This is a genomic window from Bradyrhizobium sp. AUGA SZCCT0105 (genome assembly GCF_018129565.1).
In the GTDB taxonomy this organism is placed as follows: domain Bacteria; phylum Pseudomonadota; class Alphaproteobacteria; order Rhizobiales; family Xanthobacteraceae; genus Bradyrhizobium.
Map to the genome: position 1 here is coordinate 12,378 of NZ_JAFCMK010000010.1, position 19,675 is coordinate 32,052.

The 19,675-nt window shown below is 64.2% G+C and carries 20 protein-coding genes, 1 tRNA gene and 1 pseudogene; 8 read left to right on the forward strand and 14 right to left on the reverse strand.

What is annotated here, in order from left to right; translation table 11 throughout:
• Positions 1 to 86: 86 nt before the first annotated feature.
• Positions 87 to 983 carry an NAD(P)-dependent oxidoreductase gene (locus JQ573_RS33545; RefSeq protein WP_212312860.1) on the forward strand — a complete coding sequence of 299 codons (897 nt, stop codon included), beginning with the start codon at positions 87 to 89 and terminating at the stop codon, positions 981 to 983.
• 1 nt (position 984) lies between these two features.
• Here JQ573_RS33545 and JQ573_RS33550 read toward each other — a convergent pair whose 3' ends face one another.
• Positions 985 to 1,320 carry a GIY-YIG nuclease family protein gene (locus JQ573_RS33550; RefSeq protein WP_212312858.1) on the reverse strand — a complete coding sequence of 112 codons (336 nt, stop codon included), beginning with the start codon at positions 1,318 to 1,320 and terminating at the stop codon, positions 985 to 987.
• Positions 1,321 to 1,425: 105 nt separating this feature from the next.
• Between JQ573_RS33550 and JQ573_RS33555 the strand changes: the two genes are divergently transcribed.
• Positions 1,426 to 1,851 (forward strand): DUF1330 domain-containing protein, encoded by a 426-nt coding sequence (locus JQ573_RS33555; RefSeq protein ID WP_249132622.1) that lies wholly within the window; start codon positions 1,426 to 1,428, stop codon positions 1,849 to 1,851.
• A gap of 8 nt (positions 1,852 to 1,859) precedes the next feature.
• Here JQ573_RS33555 and JQ573_RS33560 read toward each other — a convergent pair whose 3' ends face one another.
• Positions 1,860 to 2,525: a glutathione S-transferase family protein gene (locus tag JQ573_RS33560; protein WP_212312854.1), complete on the reverse strand. Its 666-nt coding sequence runs from the start codon at positions 2,523 to 2,525 to the stop codon at positions 1,860 to 1,862.
• Between the two features lie 131 nt (positions 2,526 to 2,656).
• Here JQ573_RS33560 and JQ573_RS33565 point away from each other — a divergent pair, with 131 nt between their 5' ends.
• From JQ573_RS33565 to panE, 4 genes are all read left to right on the forward strand, one after another.
• On the forward strand, positions 2,657 to 3,244 hold the full coding sequence (locus JQ573_RS33565) for a DUF2239 family protein (RefSeq protein ID WP_212312852.1): 588 nt from the start codon (positions 2,657 to 2,659) through the stop codon (positions 3,242 to 3,244).
• A gap of 107 nt (positions 3,245 to 3,351) precedes the next feature.
• Entirely contained in the window at positions 3,352 to 4,707 is a 1,356-nt protein-coding gene (locus JQ573_RS33570; protein ID WP_212312850.1) for an MATE family efflux transporter, read from the forward strand.
• 121 nt (positions 4,708 to 4,828) lie between these two features.
• On the forward strand, positions 4,829 to 5,434 hold the full coding sequence (locus tag JQ573_RS33575) for a 2-hydroxychromene-2-carboxylate isomerase (RefSeq protein ID WP_212312848.1): 606 nt from the start codon (positions 4,829 to 4,831) through the stop codon (positions 5,432 to 5,434).
• 117 nt (positions 5,435 to 5,551) lie between these two features.
• Positions 5,552 to 6,472, forward strand: coding sequence for a 2-dehydropantoate 2-reductase (panE, locus tag JQ573_RS33580; RefSeq protein WP_212312846.1), 921 nt, complete (start codon positions 5,552 to 5,554; stop codon positions 6,470 to 6,472).
• A 237-nt stretch (positions 6,473 to 6,709) separates the two neighbouring features.
• Here panE and JQ573_RS33585 read toward each other — a convergent pair whose 3' ends face one another.
• The 5 genes and pseudogenes from JQ573_RS33585 to JQ573_RS33605 all read right to left on the reverse strand — a co-directional run bounded on the left by JQ573_RS33585 (position 6,710) and on the right by JQ573_RS33605 (position 10,213).
• Positions 6,710 to 7,288 (reverse strand): cytochrome c, encoded by a 579-nt coding sequence (locus JQ573_RS33585; protein WP_212312843.1) that lies wholly within the window; start codon positions 7,286 to 7,288, stop codon positions 6,710 to 6,712.
• A 186-nt stretch (positions 7,289 to 7,474) separates the two neighbouring features.
• Positions 7,475 to 8,752, reverse strand: coding sequence for a sorbosone dehydrogenase family protein (locus tag JQ573_RS33590; protein WP_212312841.1), 1,278 nt, complete (start codon positions 8,750 to 8,752; stop codon positions 7,475 to 7,477).
• A gap of 268 nt (positions 8,753 to 9,020) precedes the next feature.
• A pseudogene (locus JQ573_RS33595) lies at positions 9,021 to 9,401 on the reverse strand (DUF2865 domain-containing protein); the annotation flags it as partial.
• 121 nt (positions 9,402 to 9,522) lie between these two features.
• Positions 9,523 to 9,597: transfer RNA gene (locus JQ573_RS33600), tRNA-Gly, on the reverse strand.
• 160 nt (positions 9,598 to 9,757) lie between these two features.
• A complete protein-coding gene (locus tag JQ573_RS33605) occupies positions 9,758 to 10,213 on the reverse strand; it encodes an SRPBCC family protein (protein ID WP_212312839.1) in 456 nt (151 codons plus the stop codon).
• Positions 10,214 to 10,452: 239 nt separating this feature from the next.
• On the opposite strand from JQ573_RS33605, the gene trxA reads away from it, so the two are divergent.
• Together trxA and JQ573_RS33615 are read left to right on the forward strand one after the other, a co-directional pair.
• The gene (gene trxA / locus JQ573_RS33610) at positions 10,453 to 11,373 is read left to right on the forward strand and encodes a thioredoxin (RefSeq protein ID WP_171947937.1); all 921 of its coding nucleotides are present in this window, start codon (positions 10,453 to 10,455) and stop codon (positions 11,371 to 11,373) included.
• Between the two features lie 30 nt (positions 11,374 to 11,403).
• Positions 11,404 to 12,078 (forward strand): LON peptidase substrate-binding domain-containing protein, encoded by a 675-nt coding sequence (locus JQ573_RS33615; protein ID WP_212312837.1) that lies wholly within the window; start codon positions 11,404 to 11,406, stop codon positions 12,076 to 12,078.
• A 6-nt stretch (positions 12,079 to 12,084) separates the two neighbouring features.
• Here JQ573_RS33615 and JQ573_RS33620 read toward each other — a convergent pair whose 3' ends face one another.
• The 7 genes from JQ573_RS33620 to JQ573_RS33650 all read right to left on the reverse strand — a co-directional run bounded on the left by JQ573_RS33620 (position 12,085) and on the right by JQ573_RS33650 (position 19,410).
• A complete protein-coding gene (locus JQ573_RS33620; RefSeq protein ID WP_212312835.1) occupies positions 12,085 to 12,504 on the reverse strand; it encodes a hypothetical protein in 420 nt (139 codons plus the stop codon).
• The gene (locus JQ573_RS33625; protein ID WP_212312833.1) at positions 12,494 to 13,405 is read right to left on the reverse strand and encodes an FAD:protein FMN transferase; all 912 of its coding nucleotides are present in this window, start codon (positions 13,403 to 13,405) and stop codon (positions 12,494 to 12,496) included. Before JQ573_RS33625 ends, JQ573_RS33620 begins: the two co-directional genes overlap by 11 nt.
• Positions 13,386 to 13,856 carry an FMN-binding protein gene (locus tag JQ573_RS33630; RefSeq protein WP_212312831.1) on the reverse strand — a complete coding sequence of 157 codons (471 nt, stop codon included), beginning with the start codon at positions 13,854 to 13,856 and terminating at the stop codon, positions 13,386 to 13,388. Before JQ573_RS33630 ends, JQ573_RS33625 begins: the two co-directional genes overlap by 20 nt.
• A gap of 68 nt (positions 13,857 to 13,924) precedes the next feature.
• Entirely contained in the window at positions 13,925 to 15,547 is a 1,623-nt protein-coding gene (locus JQ573_RS33635; protein WP_249132623.1) for a hypothetical protein, read from the reverse strand.
• Positions 15,548 to 15,788: 241 nt separating this feature from the next.
• Positions 15,789 to 16,346 carry a cytochrome b/b6 domain-containing protein gene (locus JQ573_RS33640; protein ID WP_212312829.1) on the reverse strand — a complete coding sequence of 186 codons (558 nt, stop codon included), beginning with the start codon at positions 16,344 to 16,346 and terminating at the stop codon, positions 15,789 to 15,791.
• Positions 16,347 to 16,356: 10 nt separating this feature from the next.
• A complete protein-coding gene (locus JQ573_RS33645; protein ID WP_409334683.1) occupies positions 16,357 to 16,635 on the reverse strand; it encodes a PepSY domain-containing protein in 279 nt (92 codons plus the stop codon).
• A 240-nt stretch (positions 16,636 to 16,875) separates the two neighbouring features.
• Entirely contained in the window at positions 16,876 to 19,410 is a 2,535-nt protein-coding gene (locus JQ573_RS33650; RefSeq protein WP_249132624.1) for an EAL domain-containing protein, read from the reverse strand.
• Positions 19,411 to 19,675 lie beyond the last annotated feature (265 nt).

Genomic DNA, 19,675 nt, shown 5'->3' on the forward strand with positions numbered 1-19,675 from the left:
TGTGGCTTACCCTCTCCCCAACCCTCCCCCGCAAGGGGGGAGGGAGCCCTAATAGTGTGCGTCCCTAACTAAGGAGGAGCCAACAGATGACATCGCTCAAAGGCAAGACGCTGTTCATCTCGGGTGCGAGCCGCGGCATCGGGCTTGCGATTGCGCTGCGCGCCGCGCGTGACGGCGCCAACGTCGCGATCGCGGCGAAGACCGCCGAGCCGCATCCAAAGCTGAAGGGCACGATCTACACCGCCGCCGACGAGGTCCGCGCCGCCGGCGGCAAGGCGCTGCCGGTGCTCTGCGACATCAGGGACGAGGCGCAGGTGATGGCAGCGATCGAGCAGACCGTCGCCGAATTCGGCGGCATCGACGTCTGCGTCAACAATGCCAGCGCCATCAGCCTGACCCCCTCGCAGGCGACCGACATGAAGCGGTACGATCTCATGATGGGGATCAACACCCGCGGCACCTTCATGGTGTCGAAATACTGCATTCCGCATCTGAAGAAGGCGGAGAACCCGCACATCCTGATGCTGTCGCCACCGCTCGACATGAAGACAAAATGGTTCGAGCACTCGACCGCCTATACGATGGCGAAGTTCGGCATGAGCATGTGCGTGCTCGGGCTGGCCGGCGAGCAAAAAGCCGCCGGCATTGCCGTCAACGCATTGTGGCCGCGCACCACGATCGCAACCGCCGCGGTCGGCAATCTGCTCGGCGGCGACGCCATGATGCGCGCCAGCCGCACGCCCGAGATCATGGGCGATGCGGCCTACGCGATCGTCACGCGGCCATCGCGCGAGTTCACCGGCAATTTCTGCATCGACGACAAGGTGCTCTATGCCAACGGCGTGCGTGACTTCGAGCGCTATCGCGTCGATCCCTCGGTGCCGTTGATGTCGGATTTCTTTGTGCCCGACGACGATGTGCCGCCGCCCGGCGTCACCGTGCAGCCGTTGCCGTCGGCGGGCGGCGCGCAGACGGCGCGCTAAGCTAGACGGCGGACGCGCTGAGCTGCGCGCGCCAGTGCTGCACGCGCTCCTTGAGCAGCGTATCGCGGACATAGGCAAGCTCCTCATCCTCGATACGCTGCAGCGTTTCGAGCGAGAGATTGTCGGCGCCATGCGCCGACCAGGCGCACTGCAGCTCGGCATTGCGATGGCTGCCCATCTGCAGCGTAAACCAGATGCGGTTCTGGATTTTCTCCAGATCGAGCGCCTGCCCGACCCAGACCTCCCCGGTCGCGCGGCAGCGGATCGCGAACACGCCGGCGACAGCAGCGCGCTTCTTGTAGTCGGCAATGGCCAACTTGCGGTCTTCGGTCTTCATGGCGGCTCCTGTCGTATCGGCACGCTATTTATATCCGGGTATTATTGACAAAGTAATTACACCCGGATAAAACATCGCCATCGAAAGCGAATGGGACGAGCTGACATGGACACCACCTGCCATCTGGAGCCGACGTGGAACGCCGGGCGCGAGTTCGCCCAGCGCGCGATCACCGGCGAGCTGGTGATGCTCAACCTGCTGCGCTTCCGCGACATCGCCGACTATTCGCAAAGCCCGGAGCTCGCCCCGCCCCAGCCAATTACGGGTGCGGCGGCCTACGACCGCTACGTCGCTCACACGCTTCCGCATCTGCGGAAGAGCGGCGGCGACATCCTGTTCATGGGTGAAGGCGGCTCGTTCCTGATCGGTCCCGAGGGCGAGCGCTGGGATCGCGCGATGCTGATCCGGCAGAAGAGCCGTGGCGCGTTCCTCGCCTTCGCGGTGGCGGAGGCCTACCTCGCCGGCATCGGCCACCGCACCGCGGCGCTGGCCGATTCGCGGCTGCTGCCGCTGGTCGGGCTGCCGCGATGAGCGATCAGTTAGCGGCCAACCTCGTACGGCCCGCCCTTCTCCAAGGCCCGCGCATAGGCCGGGCGCGCGTGGATGCGCTCGAGGAAGGCAACACATTTCGGGTGGCCATCCGCGAGCCCGCCGCGCGCGGCGGCAGCCTCCAGCGGAAAGCTCATCTGGATGTCGGCGCCGGAGAATTCGTTGCCGGCGAACCACTCGCTCTTGCCGAGCTCGCCTTCCCAATAGGCCATGTGCTGCTTGAGCTGCGGATTGACCAGCGTGGACAGCGCCTGGTTCGAGACCTTGCGCACCAGCGGCCGCAGCAGCGCCGGCGCGCGCTTCGGCATCAGCGTGAACAGCAGCTTCAACAGCAGCGGCGTCATCGCCGAGCCTTCGGCATAGTGCAGCCAATAGGTGTAGCGCAGCCGCTCCGGCGTATCGGCTTGCGGGATCAGGCGGCCATTGCCGTAAATCGCGATGATGTATTCGAGGATCGCGCCGGATTCCGCGATCGTGTTGCCGTTGTCGGTGACAACAGGCGACTTGCCGAGCGGATGGATCGCGCGCAGCTCCTTCGGCGCCCGCATGTCGGGCTGCCGCTGGTAGCGCACGATCTCGTAGGGCACGCCCAATTCCTCGAGCAGCCACAGCACGCGCTGCGAGCGGGAATTGTTGAGATGATGAACCGTCAGCATGGGCGTCCTCTGAAATATCGGCGCAATCGGGCGGCGTTTGGTGCCGGCCGGGAACAGGAAAGTCGAGATCCACGCGCCGTGCTTGCTGGAAATGACCCGGGCAATACGTCGCGCAATCGGAGAGGTCTACCATGAATCCTGCCTATGTCGCCTTCGAAGGCGAGCATCGCATCGGGGCCGGGGACCTCAAGGAGGTTGCACGCGCCGCCAAGCAGCTGCTCGACCGGCGCAAGGATGCCGCGATCCTGGTGTTCAACGGCCGCACCTCGGCGCTGGTCGATATCGATTTCCGTGGCTCGGTCGAAGACGTGCTGGCGCGGCTGCCGAAGCTCGCGCCTCCGCTCGACGAAGAGCCGGCAACGCCGGCCGGGCCGCGCGGTCCGGGACGGCCGAAGCTTGGCGTCGTCGCGCGCGAGATCACGCTGTTGCCGCGCCATTGGGACTGGCTCGCGCAGCAGAAGGGCGGCGCATCGGTTGTGATCCGCAAATTGATCGACGAGGCACGGCGCGCGAGCGGCGACAAGGACCGCACGCGCATCGCCCAGGATGCCGCCTACCGCTTCATGACAACGATGGCCGGCAACCGGCCAAACTACGAGGATGCGATCCGCGCGCTGTTCGCGCACGACCGGCGGCGCTTTGCGACGCTGATCGCGGACTGGCCCGCCGATATCCGCGATCACACGATCGGGCTCGCCTATAGCGATCAAGCGGACTGAGACGCTTTCGCGCGAAATAGGTGGCGGCGGCGGGCGGGTGGTTCAGCGTTCAGAGCAGAACCGAAGACCCGCCCCGCCGCCGTCCTGACGGTCTCGATTTTTGGAAGTTGAACGTGTCCAAGCCTCCCTCCTTACGCAAAGCCTTCCTGTCGTTCTTGGCGCCGATGCTGCTGAGCAATGTGCTGCAGTCGCTGTTCGGCACCATCAACGGCATCTATCTCGGCCAGATGATCGGCGTCGACGCGCTCGCCGCTGCGTCGGTGTTCTTTCCGGTGATGTTCTTCTTCATCTCCTTCGTGATCGGCCTGAGCGCCGGCGCCTCGGTCATGATCGGCCAGGCCTGGGGCGCCGGCGAGCCGGATCGCGTCAAGGCGGTCGCCGGCACGACCATGACCGTGACGCTGCTGCTGGCGCTTGCGATCGCGATATCAGGCGGCCTGTTCGCCCGCCCGCTGTTGATCGCGCTCGCCACGCCACCAGACGTCCTCGACGCCGCGGTGTCCTATGCGCGGATCATGATGATCACGATGCCCGTGACCTTCGCATTCCTGCTGCTCGCGGCGATGATGCGCGGCGTCGGCGACACCGTGACGCCGCTGGTGGCGCTGACGGTCTCGACCGTCGTCGGCCTTGTGGTGACGCCCGCATTGATCCGCGGCTGGCTCGGCCTGCCGATGCTGGGCGTCGCCAGTGCTGCCGTTGCTTCCGCGATCTCGGGCGTCGTCACGCTGCTGTGGCTGCATATCCACATGCTGCGGCACAAGCATCCGCTCGCCTTCGATGCCGCGTTCCTGCGCGCGATGCGGCCGAACGGCGCCCTGCTGCGCATCGTGCTGCGGCTCGGCATTCCGACCGCCATCGGCATGGTGGTGGTCTCGCTCGCCGAGCTGGTGCTGCTCGGCCTCGTCAACGGCTTCGGCTCGGACGCCACCGCCGCCTATGGCGCGGTCAACCAGGTGATCGGCTATGTGCAGTTTCCGGCGATCTCGATCGCAATATCCGTGTCGATCTTCGGCGCGCAGGCGATCGGCCGCGGCGACTCGCGCCAGGTCGGCGCCATCGTCCGCACCGGGGTCGAGATGAATCTGGCGCTGACCGGCGGACTTGTCGTGCTCGGCTATCTCTTTGCGCGGCCGCTGATGGGCTTCTTCATCGTCGATGGCGCGGTGCTCGCGCTCGCCGAGCAGCTTCTCTACATCGTGCTGTGGAGCATGGTGCTGTTCGGCATGGCGACGGTGTTCTCGGGAGCGATGCGTGCCGGCGGCACGGTGTGGATGCCGCTGTTCATCTCGATCCTGGCCATGGCGCTGGTCGAGGTGCCGGTCGCGATCCTGCTCAGCCGCGCCATCGGCATCAGCGGCATCTGGATCGCCTATCCCGCCACCTTCGCAACCATGTTCGTGCTGCAGATGGCCTATTACGCTCTGGTATGGCGCAAGCAGACCATCAAGCGGCTGATTTGACATCGCGCGCCGCGGCTCACATGATGAGTATCATATTCTCCTGATGGCGCCTGCGGCAGCAGGTCCATGCTAGAGAAAAGCCAAACAAGCCCAAACCAGACAGGCCGAGGGAGAATCCGCCGTGAGCCAGAATCCGCAATTCCTGTTCGATTTCGGCAGCCCCAATGCCTTCCTCAGCCACGAGGCGATCCCGGCGATCGAGCAGCGCACCGGCGTCAAGTTCGAATACGTCCCGATCCTGCTCGGCGGCATCTTCAAGGCCACCAACAACAAGTCGCCGGCCGAGACGCTGGCGGGCGTCAAGAACAAGCCCGAGTTCATGAAGATCGAGACCGAGCGCTTCCTCAAGCGCTTCAAGGTCAATCCCTACACCTGGAACCCGTTCTTCCCGGTCAATACGCTGAACCTGATGCGCGCGGCGGTCGCCGCCCAGCTCGAGGGCGTGTTCGAGACATACATCGAGGCGGCTTTCCACCACATGTGGGTCGAGCCGAAGAAGATGGACGATCCGGAAGTCGCCGGCAAAGCCATCGCCGCCTCCGGCCTCGACGCCGCCAAACTGTTTGCCCGCGCGCAAGACGCCGACGTGAAGGCCAGGCTGATCGCGAACACCCAGGCCGCCGTGGAGCGCGGCGCGTTCGGCTCGCCGACCTTCTTCGTCGGCGACGAGATCTTCTTCGGCAAGGAGCAGCTGCGCGAAGTCGAGGAACTGGTGTCGGGAAAGTGAGATGAGCGAATGGCCAATAGCGGGTAGCGAATAGTCGACCAGAATCCCTATCTATTCGCCATTCCCGATTCGCTCTTCGCTCGCTTCCCGGGCAACAACAAAGAAGGACAAATTCCCATGCGCGTTCTCGTGGTCGGCGCCGGTGCGATCGGCGGATATTTCGGCGGCCGGATGCTTCAGGCCGGCCGCGACGTTACTTTTCTCGTCCGGCCCCGCCGCGCCTCCGAGCTCGCCTCCGCCGGGCTCGTGATCAAGAGCCCGAACGGCGACGTCACGCTGAACAACCCGCCGACCGTGCAGGCCGACAAACTCTCGGACAAATTCGACGTCGTGCTGTTGAGCTGCAAGGCGTTCGATCTCGAGGACGCGATCAAGTCCTTTGCGCCTGCGGTCGGCGACAAGACCGCGATCATCCCGCTGCTCAACGGCATGCTGCATCTCGATGCGCTCGACAAGAAGTTCGGCGCCCAGCACGTTCTCGGCGGCCTCTGCGCGATCGCGGCAACGCTGAACGAGAAGCGCGAGGTGGTGCAGCTGCAGCCGATGCAGTCGCTCGGCTTCGGCGAACGCGCCGGCGGCCTGTCGGACCGGGTGCGCGCGATCGCCGAGACCTTCTCCGCGATCAACGGTGCGGCTGCCAGCGACCACGTGATGCAGGACATGTGGGAGAAGTGGGTGTTCCTGGCATCGCTCGCCGCTTCCACCAGCCTGATGCGGACCTCGGTCGGCAACATCCTGGCAGCGCCCGGCGGCCAGGATTTCCTGCTCGGCATCCTCGACGAATGCAGCGCGATTGCCGCCGATGCCGGCCACGCACCGGGCGGTCCGTTCTTCCAGCGCACCCGCGGGCTCCTGACCACCGAAGGCTCGCCGATGACCGCATCGATGTTCCGCGACATCAAGGCGGGGCTGCCGGTCGAGGCCGACCACGTGATCGGCGACCTGATCGTGCGCGCCGATGCCGCCAAGATCCCGGTGCCGAAGCTGCGCACGGCCTACACCCATCTCAAGGCGTATGAAAAGCAGCGGGTTGGTTAAACCTGTAGCCCGGATGCAGCGGAGCGAAATCCGAGACTCTCGCGTGATGGTTCGAGCGGCCCCGGATTGCGCTTCGCTGCATCCGGGCTATGCACTATCTCCGTCGTCCCTGCGAAAGCAGGGACCCATACGCCGCGGCTTCTCGATTTGAGGCGGTCAGGGTTGATATCTCTTCTACACAATTGAAGCCGGTGGTTATGGGTCCCTGCTTTCGCAGGGACGACACCGTTGTTGCGGCTACAGATGCGCCAGATAGTGCGCGAGCGCGGTGATCTCTTCGTCGCTCAAGGGATAGGCTACGTCGGCCATCGCCGCCTGCGCCCCGCCGGAGCGTACCCCGGACTTGTAGTCGTGCAGCGCCTTGACGAGGTATTCCTCGCGCTGGCCGGCGATGCGGGCCACCGCCTTGGTGCCGACATATGTATCGGTATGGCATGAGGCGCAGCGGCGGCCAGCCGCGGCCTGCTTGCCCTTCTCGGACAATTCCGGATTGTCGTCCTTGCCGCCCTTGAACGGCGTCAGCGAGGCGAAATAGGCGCCGAGATTGCGGATGTCGTCATTGGTGAGCTGCTCGACGATCGGCTGCATCTGCTCGTTCTTGCGCGCACCGGCACGGAAGAACACCAGCTGCCATTGAATGAACTGGTCGAGCTGGCCGGCCAGCGAGGGAATGTTCTCGGTCTGCGAGATGCCGTTGTCGCCATGACAACCGGCGCAGATTTCGGCCTTCGCCTTGCCGGCGGCAACGTCGGCTGCGTGGGCCGACGACGCCAGCAGCAGGGCCGCTGACAGAATTCCAAACGACGCATGACGCATTGTCAGTTTCTCCGGCTGTCATTGCCGGGCTCGACCCGGCAATCCATCGCGCTTGCTGAAGGGTTTTTGCTGGGATGGGTGCCCGGATCAAGTCCGGGCATGACGAGTCTGTTCCGCAGCTTGGCACCAAGCGAACGGGGCTGCGGCCGCCTCATCGGCCACCGCAGCCCCGCATGGGTTCAACCGTTACTTCTTGCTGTAGCTGATGCGATAGATCGCACCGGCCCAGTCGTCGGCGACGAGGATGGAGCCATCCTTGTCGAGCAGGATGTCGGCGGGACGGCCGAGATAGCCCTGGTCACCCTGGATCCAGCCGTCGGCGAAGATCTCCTGCTTGGCGTTCTTGCCATCGGGGCTCGCGGTGATCTTCACGATGCGGCCGCCCTGGTACTTGTGCCGGTTCCAGGAGCCGTGCTCGGCAATCAGGATGCTGTTCTTGTACTCGGCCGGGAATTGGCTGCCGGTATAGAACTTCATACCGAGCGGAGCGACGTGGGCGCCGAGATTGTACACCGGCGGGGTGAACTCCGAGCACTTGTGACCCATCGCGAACTTGGTGTCCGGCAAATTGCCCTGGTGGCAATACGGATAGCCGAAGTGCTCGCCGATCTTCGAGATCATGTTGAGCTTGTCGCTCGGCAGATCGTCGCTGATCCAGTCGCGGGCGTTTTCGGTGAACCAGTACTTGCCGGTGCGCGGGTCGACGTCGCCGCCGACCGAGTTGCGCACGCCGAGCGCCCAGACCTCCGCGTTGCCGGTCTTGGGATCGACGCGGCGGATCTGCGACACCGAGGTCGGCGGGATGCCGATGTTGAAGGGAGGTCCGAACGGAATGTAGAACCAGCCATCCTTGTCGACGGCGATGTATTTCCAGCCATGCGCCGCATACGACGGCATGTCGTCATACACCACCTTGCCGCTGCCGAGATTGTCGAGATTGGCTTCGGCATTGTCGTACTTGATCAGCTTGTCGACCGCGATGACATAGAGCGCGCCGTCGCGGAACGTGAGGCCGGTCGGCATGTTGAGGCCCTTCAGGATGGTCTTGACCTCTTTCTTGCCGTTGTTGTCCTTGATCGCATAGACGTTGCCGAGGCCGAACGAGCCGACGAACAGCGTGCCCTTGTCGCCCCAGGCCATCTGCCGCGCCGCGAGCACGTTCGAGGCATAGACCTCGATCTTGAAGCCCGGCGGCAGCTTGATCTTCTTCATCATCGCGGCGAGTTCGGCGTCGGATGCGCCGGTCGGCGGACCGGACGGCGGGGCAAGGCCCTTCTGCGCTTCGGTCTCGTCGCCGAGGAACCAGTCATCCGGCGGATGGGTCCAGAATTCCTTGGTGCCGGATTCGTACTTCTTCAGCGCCCGGTTCTTGTCGGTTTGTTGCTGCGCATTGGCGAAGGTTGTCCCCGCCAGCAGCGCAATCGCCGCGAACGCAAGTATGGATCGATTGAAAGCCGATTTCATCGCGTCACTCCCCTACGCAAGCCGTTGCAGCTTGCCTGTTATTGATTTTGAACGCCCTGAGAGATGATGGTGGCGGTCTGTGAGGTAGGTCAGACGGCAAAATGGTAGCACATCCATCGACGCTGAAAAGCGCATGCTCGGGTGTGCGCTGCGTCAAAACAAGTTGAGACGAAATTTGAGACGAAATTTTCCTGCGCTGACTGCCTGATAACAAGGCATTCTGCACCGCAGCGTGATATTCGAACGAAGCTAACGCTCGCGATCGCGTCTATCGCGACGAGAGGCGCGAAAGGCCGAGCGCCTGCGCCTTGGCTTTCGACAGCGGCCTGAACAACACGCTGCGTTTCTGCCCGCCGAAGATCGCCGCGATCCTGAAGCCGTCATGGCGATGATGTCGCCGGTCCCGAAGCGTCATGTCGTCCTCGATCGCAATCGGCGACAGTCCGGTGGACGCGCGGGTGCTGCACGCGCAGTGCGGCACGATCTCGCGCTGGAATCGGAATGCATCTGCGAGCGCCTTGTAGCTCTCGCCCGCTTCGGTTGTGGCGCTGTCGATGTCCGAGCCGGAATACAGCTTCACCGCGGCGGCGGGACAGACCGCCTCGCAGGTCCTGACATCCGCCGCCGCACTCGCGCGCGGCAGCGGGAAGAAGCGGCCATCGCGGGCCGCGGCATCTTGACCGCGAAATCACGGCACTGCCCAAAAGCAAAAAAGCCCGCACCAACGGGCGGGCCTTCATCAGACTGTCAGCTCGGTCAGCGAGATATTTTGGAGCGGGCGAAGGGGCTCGAACCCTCGACCCCGACCTTGGCAAGGTCGTGCTCTACCACTGAGCTACACCCGCATCCGAAATGGCGGCGATCGCTCGCCGGCAACGGCAGACCTATGCCAAATGCTGTCTGTGAATGCAACACAAGAGCGCGGTCCGAACCTCACGAAATCGCACGGTTTCCTTAAAAATTGACCCCGAATCGGCCGAAACCGGTCATCGCGACGATTTCTTTTTATGTTTTGGCCGGAACCAGCCTCAGGGCCATCTCATCCCGGAGCGATTCGAGCCAGGTCTCGAACCAGCCGGTCAGCGTCTGCGCCAGTTCGACGCGGCGGTCCGCGTCGCAATCGAACACCGCCCACCATTCGATAAAGGCCCGGTCGCCGTCGACCACCGGGGTCACCCGCAGGGTCGCGCTGAAATCCGTCATCGGCAGGGTCGGCGGACCGGCAAATTCGTAGGTCTGGAAGCGCTCGACGTCGGACTGTGCGAGCAGCCGCTGCCGGATCCGCCGCTCCCGGTACAGGACGTTGCGCACGGCGCCGACGGTGTCGCCGGACTTGCCGTCCTCGATCTCGCTGGTGCCCGCGCCGTGGACCCAGACCGGGTAATTGTTGAAATCGCGGATGATTTTCCAGACCTCGCCGGCCGGCTGCTCGAACACGGTGCTGTAATAGGCCTTTGCCATGGGCGATCCCCTGTTGCCATGAAGGAGCGCCATCGTCAGCCGTTCCGGACCTCAAACCCACCCGATCTCCGATGGAACAGGCCGGGCGGCGAGCGATTGAATTTTGCCGGCCGACCGCCATCTACGGAGCATGTTCCGGGATCATGCTCTAGGCTGACAGAACGGCTGAACACGCCGTCCGGAGCGTGCTAGAACGCCCCCGTATTTTTCCGACCTCAGAAGACCAAGGCGAGGACAACGTGACGATAATGGAGCAGGGCGGCCCCACGCCCGAGGCAGCGCCCGATCTGATCAAGGAGACGACGACCCAGACCTTCGTCAAGGACGTCATCGAGGAATCGCGCCGCCAGCCGGTCATGATCGACTTCTGGGCGCCGTGGTGCGGTCCGTGCCGCCAGCTCACCCCGATGCTGGAAAAGGCGGTTCGCAACGCCAAGGGCCGGGTCAAGCTGGTCAAGATGAACATCGACGAGCATCCGCAGATTCCCGGCCAGATGGGCATCCAGTCGATCCCGGCCGTGATCGCCTTCGTCAACGGCCAGCCCGCCGATGGCTTCATGGGCGCGGTGCCGGAGAGCCAGATCAACGCCTTCATCGAGAAGATCACCAAGGGCGTGCCCGCCGCCGGCGAGCCCAATCTTGCGGAGATCCTGGCCGAGGCCGACGCCGTGCTGGCCGAGGGCGATGTCGAGGGTGCGGCGCAGATCTATGCCGAGGTACTGGCGCACGACGCCACCAACATCGCGGCGCTGGCCGGCCTCGCCAAGTGCTACGTGACGTCGGGTGCGGTCGAGCAGGCCAAGCAGACGCTTGCGATGGTGCCGGAATCCAAGCGCAATGATGCCGCGGTGAAGGCGGTGCAGGCGGCGATCGATCTTGCCGAACAGGCGCAGTCGGTTGGCCCGATCGCCGAGCTGGAACAGAAAGTCGCCGCAAACCCGCTCGATCATCAGGCCCGCTTCGATCTCGCGACCGCGCTCAATGCCATGAACAAGCGCACGGAAGCGACCGAGCAGCTGCTCGCCATCGTCAAGCGTGACCGCAAATGGAACGACGACGGCGCGCGCAAGCAGCTGGTGCAGTTCTTCGAGGCGTGGGGCGGCACCGATGAGGCAACCGTCGAGGGGCGCAGGCGGTTGTCGACGATTCTGTTCTCGTAACGCACGCCCGTCACAGCACCGGGACCGCAGATGCCGATCAATGCCGAATATCGCGGGCCCGGCGAGCTCCCCGAGGTGATCCCGGTGTTCCCGCTGCCTGGCGCGCTGCTGCTGCCGCGCGGCCAGATGCCGCTCAACATCTTCGAGCCGCGTTATCTCGCGATGATCGATGACGCGCTGCGCGACGGGCACCGCCTGATCGGCATGATCCAGCCCGACGTGGCGCATTCGCAGAACGAGGCGAGGCCGGCGCTGTTCCGCATCGGCTGCGTCGGCCGCATCACCCAGCTCGCTGAATCCGGCGACGGCCGCTACATCCTCGAACTGACCGGCGTCGCGCGCTTCAAGGTGGTCGAGGAGTTGACCGTGCAGACGCCGTACCGGCAGTGCAAGGTCGATTTCTTCTCCTTCACCGGCGACTTCACCGCGCGCAAGGGCGAGGACGCGGTCGACCGCAAGGCGCTGCTCGAGGTGCTCGCCGATTTCCTGGAAGCCAACAATCTGAAGGTCGACTGGGAGGGCATCGAATCCGCGCCGAACGAGGCGCTGGTCAATGCGCTGGCGATGATGTCGCCCTATGGTCCGGCCGAGAAGCAGGCGATGCTCGAGGCGCCCGACCTGAAGACCCGCGCCGAGATCCTGATCGCGGTTACCGAAATGGACCTCGCCAAGAAACGCACCTCGGGCGACCCGCCGGTGCAATAAGGCGCTTCACCGCAGCCCTCGTCGGCCCAGCCAGATGTGAAGCGGAAACATCAGGGAGAGGGCAAATCCCGCTGTGAGGTGGATCCAACTCATCCAGGGCCGCACCTCCTCGGACCCAAGATAGTAGAGTCCGAATGCGGTCACGATCAGGACCGCATTGAACGCCGCCATGATCGATCCCGAAATGCGATTCTTCCGGCTCCGCCACGCGCGCAGCAGATGCACGGGGATGAGGGCGCCCAGCGTCAACAGCGCCAGCATGGCGACGCCGCCATGAACCATCAATAAGTTGGCCGCGGCCTGCTGCCATATCTCGTCGCCGGCAACGTTCTTTTGCCAATCCGCCACCAGCCAGCCGGCGCCGGTCAGCAACAGCGCGCCGAACGTCGCGTACATCGAATAGCGAAATGAACGTTTAAGCCGCAAGATGCACCGCCTGAGGCCAGTCGGAAGTGATCTGAACGTCGCCGTCGGTCGAGATCAGCAAGGCACTTGCCCTGTAATGCTCAAGCAGGTCGCCGGCATCGGTCCCCGAGATCATGACAGCCTTCGTCAGCGCATCGGCGATCATGCATGAGGGCGCGCAGACCGTGGCGCCGATAGCGACGTTTGTCGGATTGCCCGTGGCGGGATCGATGATTGCGGAAGTGCCCGGAGGCGCTCCGTCGACCAAATCAACCCGGAGCGCGGTCGATGCCAGCGCCTGATCCGTCAGCTCGATACGAGCGAGCAAGCGGAGCGGGTCGCGGGGGTCGCGCAGATGGATCGTGTGCTGTCCCTGTCCGAACACCCGAAGATCGCCGCCGGCATTCACCACCCCGCCCGGAATATCGAAGCTGCGCAACACCTCGACTGCGCGGTCGACGGCAAAGCCCTTGGCGATCCCTCCGAGATCGATCGCGATGCCCGGCGATCGAAGGCGCACTGCTTGTTTGGGCAGCAGCTCGATCGCATTGTCGAGGCTCTGTTCCGGCCCGATGATGCGATCGCCGCCCGATCCGGGCAGCAGGCCCATGGCTTGCAACACCGGCGCAACGGTGACATCGAAGGCACCCTTGGAGCGGCGATGCATCTGGAGCGCCGCCTCCAGGACCTCGAACGTCCAGGCATGAACGCGCGTCGGCCGGACGCCGGCCTCCCGGTTGACGCGGCTGACGTCGCTGTCGTGTTCGTGAAAGCTCATCAGCCGATGAACCCGCGCGACGGCATCGAATGCGGCGTCAATGGCGGCATCCGTTTCGGGTCCGGCGGCAGCCGCGACCTCGATCTCGACGAAGGTGCCGAGCAGCGGCCGGGCGCGGCGAATACTATCGGAGGCGATTGGCATAGGCGGCCAAAATCCTCTTCACGCCCTCCGTGACATGCGTCGACGACAGCGTCGCGCCGGAGATATTCCGGATGTCGCCGTTGATCTTCAACGCGCTGCCGCCGGTCTTACCGACGAATTGCGCCAGCCAGCTCGGACTCCGGATCTCGCCGCCATAGGACTCCCGATATTGCAGGATCTCGACCTTATGCACTGCGCCGCCCGGCGTCAGCGCCACTGCATAGTCGATAAACAGGTGCTTGCCGATCACCCGGTCGAAGACGAAGAAGCCCGCGACCTTGCCTCCGGCTTCGGCCTTCCAGACCCGGCCTGCCTGGACTTCGGTGAAATTCGTCGCCGACGGAAACGCCTGCTTCTGCGCCTCCTCGATCGACAGATACTGAACGGCATAGGCCGGCGAAGCCGCCGACACGATCGCCGCTGCAGGCAGTGTATATCGAACCCACGTCATCTCTCACCTGGCTCCAATCGTTTTCATCATGCGCGCGGAGCGTTTGCTCCGCCGCGGCCGTGTTGATCTCAGAAGAAGAATCCGACGCCGCCGAGGAACGAATCCGACATCGCGCCGGTGATGCTCTTGTCGATGACGTGCTGATAGGTCGCCTTCAGCGCGATCTTCGGTGACGGGAAGAGCGCGAAGCCGGCGGTATGGAACTGGCGTTGGCCGGCGCCGGTCGGCAGGTTGGCATCCGTGCCGGCAAAGCCGCCGCTCTGCAAATTCTGGTAGGTGTAGCGATAGAAGGGCACCGCCTCCCACTCGCTGTTCAGGATGGTGCCGAGCGGCACGTGATAGGCGATCTCGCCGGAATAGCCGTTCATCGCCTTGCCGACATTGTTGGTGGGATCTGAATCGTTGTTCGCGCGCAGGTTCTCCGGATGGCTGAATTCGGCGTGGACATACTCGCCGCGAAGCTCGAGGCCCGTTTCAGGGACGCGGTAGCGGAACTCGGCGTCGAACATCGCCAGACTGGAGTGGCCCAGGAAATTGCCGAGATCATCGTGCGCCCCCCGTGGCGTCGTGTTCGGCGAGAAGTAGGCGCTTACACTTCCCGCGAAGCCGGGCAGGAATGTCGGCGTGACGTCGAGCCGTCCGGAGACGGCGACGGCATTGTTGAGCTGCTGGAAGTCACCGAGCGGGGGCCTGGAGAACCCGAGCCCATTCAGGCCATCGATGCCCGCGGCGTAGGGCGTTCCGGGAAGCGGCACGGTCTTGGCCGCGGTGCGATTGTCGAAGGTATCGCCGAAGTCCTCATTACTGGTGCTGACCATCACCTGATACTTCAGATCTTCGCTGATGGTGCCGTAGACGCTGCTCGACGGCACCTTCCAGGTCGATGGAATGAGGCCGTTGTACAATTCGGGCCGGTTCACACTGTAGAACTGCGTCGGCTCGTGATGCTGGTTGATGTAGCCGATCGGCACGAGATCGATGCCGGGCGCGCGCCAGTTGAACTGATCGAGGATCTTGAAATCGATCCAGAGCTGCTCGATCTCGGCGGTGCCGTGCAGCTTGTCGTCGTTGTCAAAACCGGACCCTGCGTGCTCGAACTCGATCTCGGCGTTGAAGATGATGTTCGGCGTGATCGCATAGGTCGGCAACAAGACGAATCGTGCGGCATCGAAGCCCTTCTGCCATTGGCCGTTGGCGGCGGGGTTTTGCATGCTACCGAACTTGATCTCGCCATAGGCGCCGATGCTGAGACCGGCCACGGGCGAGTCCGCCAGCCCGAGAATAGGCTTGTCACCGACCGCCGGAAGCGGGGGCAACTGCAACATCGGCTTGGCCGGCGTCTGCGCTGATTGAGCCGCGGGCTTGCCCTTGGCGTCCTTCGGGTCCTTGGTGTCTGCCGCCTCTTTCGGCTCGACCGACGAAGCCGCGGCGTTGGCGCTCCGGATCGAGGCCGCCTGCGGCGCCGGTGTGCGGCTGTCCTTCTGCTTCAACTCGGCCTCGAGCGCCTGGATTCGCCGCTCCATCTTGTCGAGCTTTTTCAGCAACGCCTCGTTCGCAGTATCTTCAGCCCCGAATGCGCTGCCGCTGCTGATGATCGACAGCGCGGTCGCCGCGAGCAGCGCCGCACGCCTGGAATTAAAGCCAAGTTCGAATTTCGATGCACCCAACCCCACGCGACGATGCGACGACATGTGCCCCCCTGCTCTGCGGAAACGAAAAGCCCGCGACATAAGGGCGCACCTAACACCACTGAGAATTATTTCGGAGAGTTTCCGTCATCCGAGTGGCAGCTCGGCGATTAGAATCGCTCAAGTTTGGAATTAGAATAAGAATAAGCTTCAATTGTTGGTTGGGATCATCCGTCGCCGGAGGCGGATTTGCGCATGGGCTTCCGAACCAAAGACGCGCCCCGGCCTGACGGCTCGAAGCTGCTTACCGAGGACTGCGGAAAAGCTTCCGCCCGGTGAACATCGCGCGCACCAGGTTCTGACGCTGCAGCAATCCCACCACGATGACGCCGAGCACGTGCAACCCGGCCAGGATGATGACCGCATCCGAGGCATAGGCGTGGGTGTCCTCGACCCACCAGACCCCGAAGAAGGTCACCGTGACCTCCATTGCACCCGTGATCGCGGAGACCGCGAGCGTGAGCAGCAGTGCCACCAGCATCACGGTGCCCGCGGGGTTGAGCCCGATATAGCGGCCGGTGATGCCGCGGCGGAGATTCCAGATATAGCGCGGCGCGGCGCGCAGGCGGATACCGAGCTTGCCGAAGCGCGCATAGCGGGTGCCGGCAAAGCCCCAGATCAGCCGGAATGCCAGGAGCCCGATCACGGAATAGCCCGCCAGCCGGTGCAGCCGGTCATAGACGTTGGGCGTCACCCAAGCGACCAAGACGAGGATGGCGAGCGCCCAGTGCCAGAGCCGCAGCGGCAGGTCCCAGACCTGCACGGTGGTGCCGCCGCGGGCGCCGGGCGCCGCCTTCGTCATCGCGCCTGCTTCACTTCGCGATCGTGTGCTTCAGGCTGAGATCCTCCGGGCTGTAGAACAGCTCGTAGAGCTTGCCTTCCTTGACGCCGTAAACTTCGTAGCAGGAGCCCTCGACCTTCGAGCGGCGCACCTCGTAGCCCGCCGCCTTGGCCTTGGCTTCGGCATCGCTTGCCGGCTTCCACGACGCCTTGTCGAGCTTGGTGCAATTCTTGTAGCCGTCGGCGAAGGCCGCCGATCCGGTCAGCCCAAGAGCGGACCCAAGAACGCACGCTGCAAGCGCAGCGCTCATCATCAATCTCACGCGCATCTCCCCTCCGTTGACGATCATGCCCACAACGCCATCGCGTAGAGCACATGCGTGAAGAATGCGGAGGTGATTGCCAAGTCAAGGAAGCACGGACACGGCACGCTTTAGAGAAATTCTAACGGTCGCGAAAACCGCTTTGCGCTCCACGCGCAATTTGGTTTTCACCGCTTGCCGCGGCCTTACGCCTCATGGACATCCGAATCTGCTGGCGCGGCCCCTCGGTCAGGACGCGGCGCCGGCCATTGCCAGGCGAACCGCTGGGCGTTCGGTCGCCGCCGAGGTCCGCCCACCGATCATCTGCGCGACCTTCTCGCTCTGGACTGCGGGGCTGAAGTGGAAGCCCTGCACTTCGACGCAGGCATCGGCGCGCAGGATGTCGAGCTGCTCCCTCGTTTCAACTCCTTCGGCCGTCGTCGTCTTGCCGAGGCTGACGGCGAAGCGAACGATCGCGCGCGCGATCCGGCGCGACTCGTCCGTTGCGCCCGAAAGTTCGGACACGAAGCTGCGGTCGATCTTGACCTTGTCGAACGGAAACTTCTGCAGAAAGCTCAGCGACGAATAACCGGTGCCGAAATCGTCGAGCGCGATCCGCACCCCGAGATCATGCAGCTGGCCGAGCGCCGCGAACACCGCCTCGCTGTCCTGAATGATCGCCGTCTCGGTGACTTCGAGCTCGAGCCTGTCAGGCGAAACGCCCGAGCTCGCCAGCGCGTGCACGATCACCGGCACCAGTTCCGGGCTCCTGAACTGCACCGGCGACAGATTGATCGCGATCTTGAGATCATCGGGCCATTTGGCGGCTTCCGCACACGCCGTGCGCAGCACCCATTCGCCGAGCGGCACGATCAGACCGGTCTCTTCCGCCAGCGGAATGAACTGCGCCGGAGACACCATGCCGCGTTGCGGATGATGCCATCGCAGCAGCGCCTCGAAACCACAGGTCTCCCCGCTCGCGACGTGGATGAACGGCTGATAGTGCAGCTCGAACTCGCCGTTGGCGAGCGCGCTGCGCATGTCGCGCTCGAGGCTGCGCCGGGTCTGCAGCTGTCGATCGAGCTCCGGCTCGAAGAAACGGAACGAGCCGCGCCCGCCGCTCTTGGCCGAGTAGAGCGCAAGATCGGCGCTGCGCAGGACCTCGTCGGAATCGGTGCCGTCGCGCGGTGCGATCGCAATCCCGATGCTGGTCGTCGTGGTGACCCGATGATCGCCGAGATCGATCGGCTCGCTGAGCGCCTTTCTGATCTTCTCAGCGAGCACACCGGCTTCCGCGACCGGATCGGTGACGTAGTCGATCACCGCGAACTCGTCGCCGCCGAGCCGCGCCACCAGCGTGGTATCGCTGACGCACCGGCGCAGCCGCGAGGCCACGGACTTCAGCAGCGCATCGCCCGCCGGATGTCCGAGCGTGTCGTTGACGTCCTTGAAGCGATCGAGATCGAGCATCAGCACCGCGAGGCTCGGTCCACCACATCGCGCGCCGGAGAGCGCCTGCTCCATCCACTCCTTGAGCAGCACGCGGTTCGGCAAGTCGGTCAGTGCGTCGTGCTGCGCCATATGGGTGATCTTGGCCTCGGAGCGCCGCTGCTCGGTAACGTCGCGATGCGTCGCCACCCAGCCGCCGCCGGGCATCGGCTGTCGCGTCACGCAGATCAGGCGGCCGTCGGCAAGCTCGTCGACCCGGCTGCTGATCTCGCCGGCCGGCAGCGCGTTCAGTGTCGCGAGCACCTGGGTCGCGGCGCTGTCGCTGGTCTCGCCCTTGAGAATGCCGTTGGCGATCCGATGCGTGATGATCTCGCGATGGGCGGTGCCGGGCAGCAACAATTCGGGCGGCAGCCGGTACATCTTGGCGTAGCGATCGTTGCACACCACGAGGCGCTTCTCCGCATCGAACATGCAGAGGCCCTCGCCCATGTGGTTGATCGCCGTATCCAGCCGGAGCCTCTGTTCTTCCAGCTCCTTCTGCGACGCCTCGACCTGCTGCCGCGCCAGCGAAAGCTGGCTGATGATCTCCTCGAAGCGGCGCGTGCGAAGCGCGAGGCGCCGGTCGGCGAGCACGCCGACCAGGCTCATCCCGAGCACCGAGAGCGCCACGCCCGCGATCACGATGGCGAGGAAGGCGGGGGAGAGCGACAGGGCCTCCGGAGCCAGCAACGGGTCCGGAATGATCGCGACCGCGCCCATCGCGGTGAAATGATGCGACACGATCGCAAGCGTCAGCAACAACGCCGCGACGAGCGACATCCAGCGATCCTGGTAGCGGACCGCGACCGACAGCGCGGCGTAACCGAACAGCATGCCGAGCACGATGGAAGCCGCCACGAGATCCATCGACCACACCACGTGGCCCGGCACCTCCAGCGCCCACATTCCGAGATAATGCATGCTGGCAATGCCGGCTCCGATCACCGCGCCGCCCACCGGCGCACGCCAGGAGCCGGAGTCACCGGCGGCAAGACCGAGGCCGCCGGATGTCAGCATCATCGCTGCGACGAGCGACAGGGCGGTGAGGATGATGCCATAGCCGGTCGGCACGCCCGGCTCGTAGGCGAGCATGGCAATGAAATGTGTTGCCCAGATGCCGTAGCCGATCGCAGCTCCCGCGATCGCGATCCAGATCAGCCGCGTCCTCGCCTGTGAAGCGATCGCGCGATGGAAGATGTTGACGGCGACAATGCTGGCAACGAAGCAGACCAGGCCGGCGAGCAGAACGAGCCGCCAGTCATGCTCACCTGTAAGGCACGTCAGAACACGAAACATGCGTCGGTCCATGGTTGTCCGCGCGGACAAGCTAGGCCGATTGAATTGGCTTCTCGATAATTTTCTACAACTTTCAGTGGCATGGTTATCCGCGCGTAAGCCGATTCCGCACGGAAATTGATGGCTCCATAAATATTGCACACGTCCTGCGATCGCGCGTCTTCAGCCCTCGAGCGGAACAAGGACAGTTCCGCCGGTTGCGCCCCGCGACGCCTCGCGCTGTTCGTTCTCAGCCAGTCATTCCGCGCGCGAAGACGATGCTCCG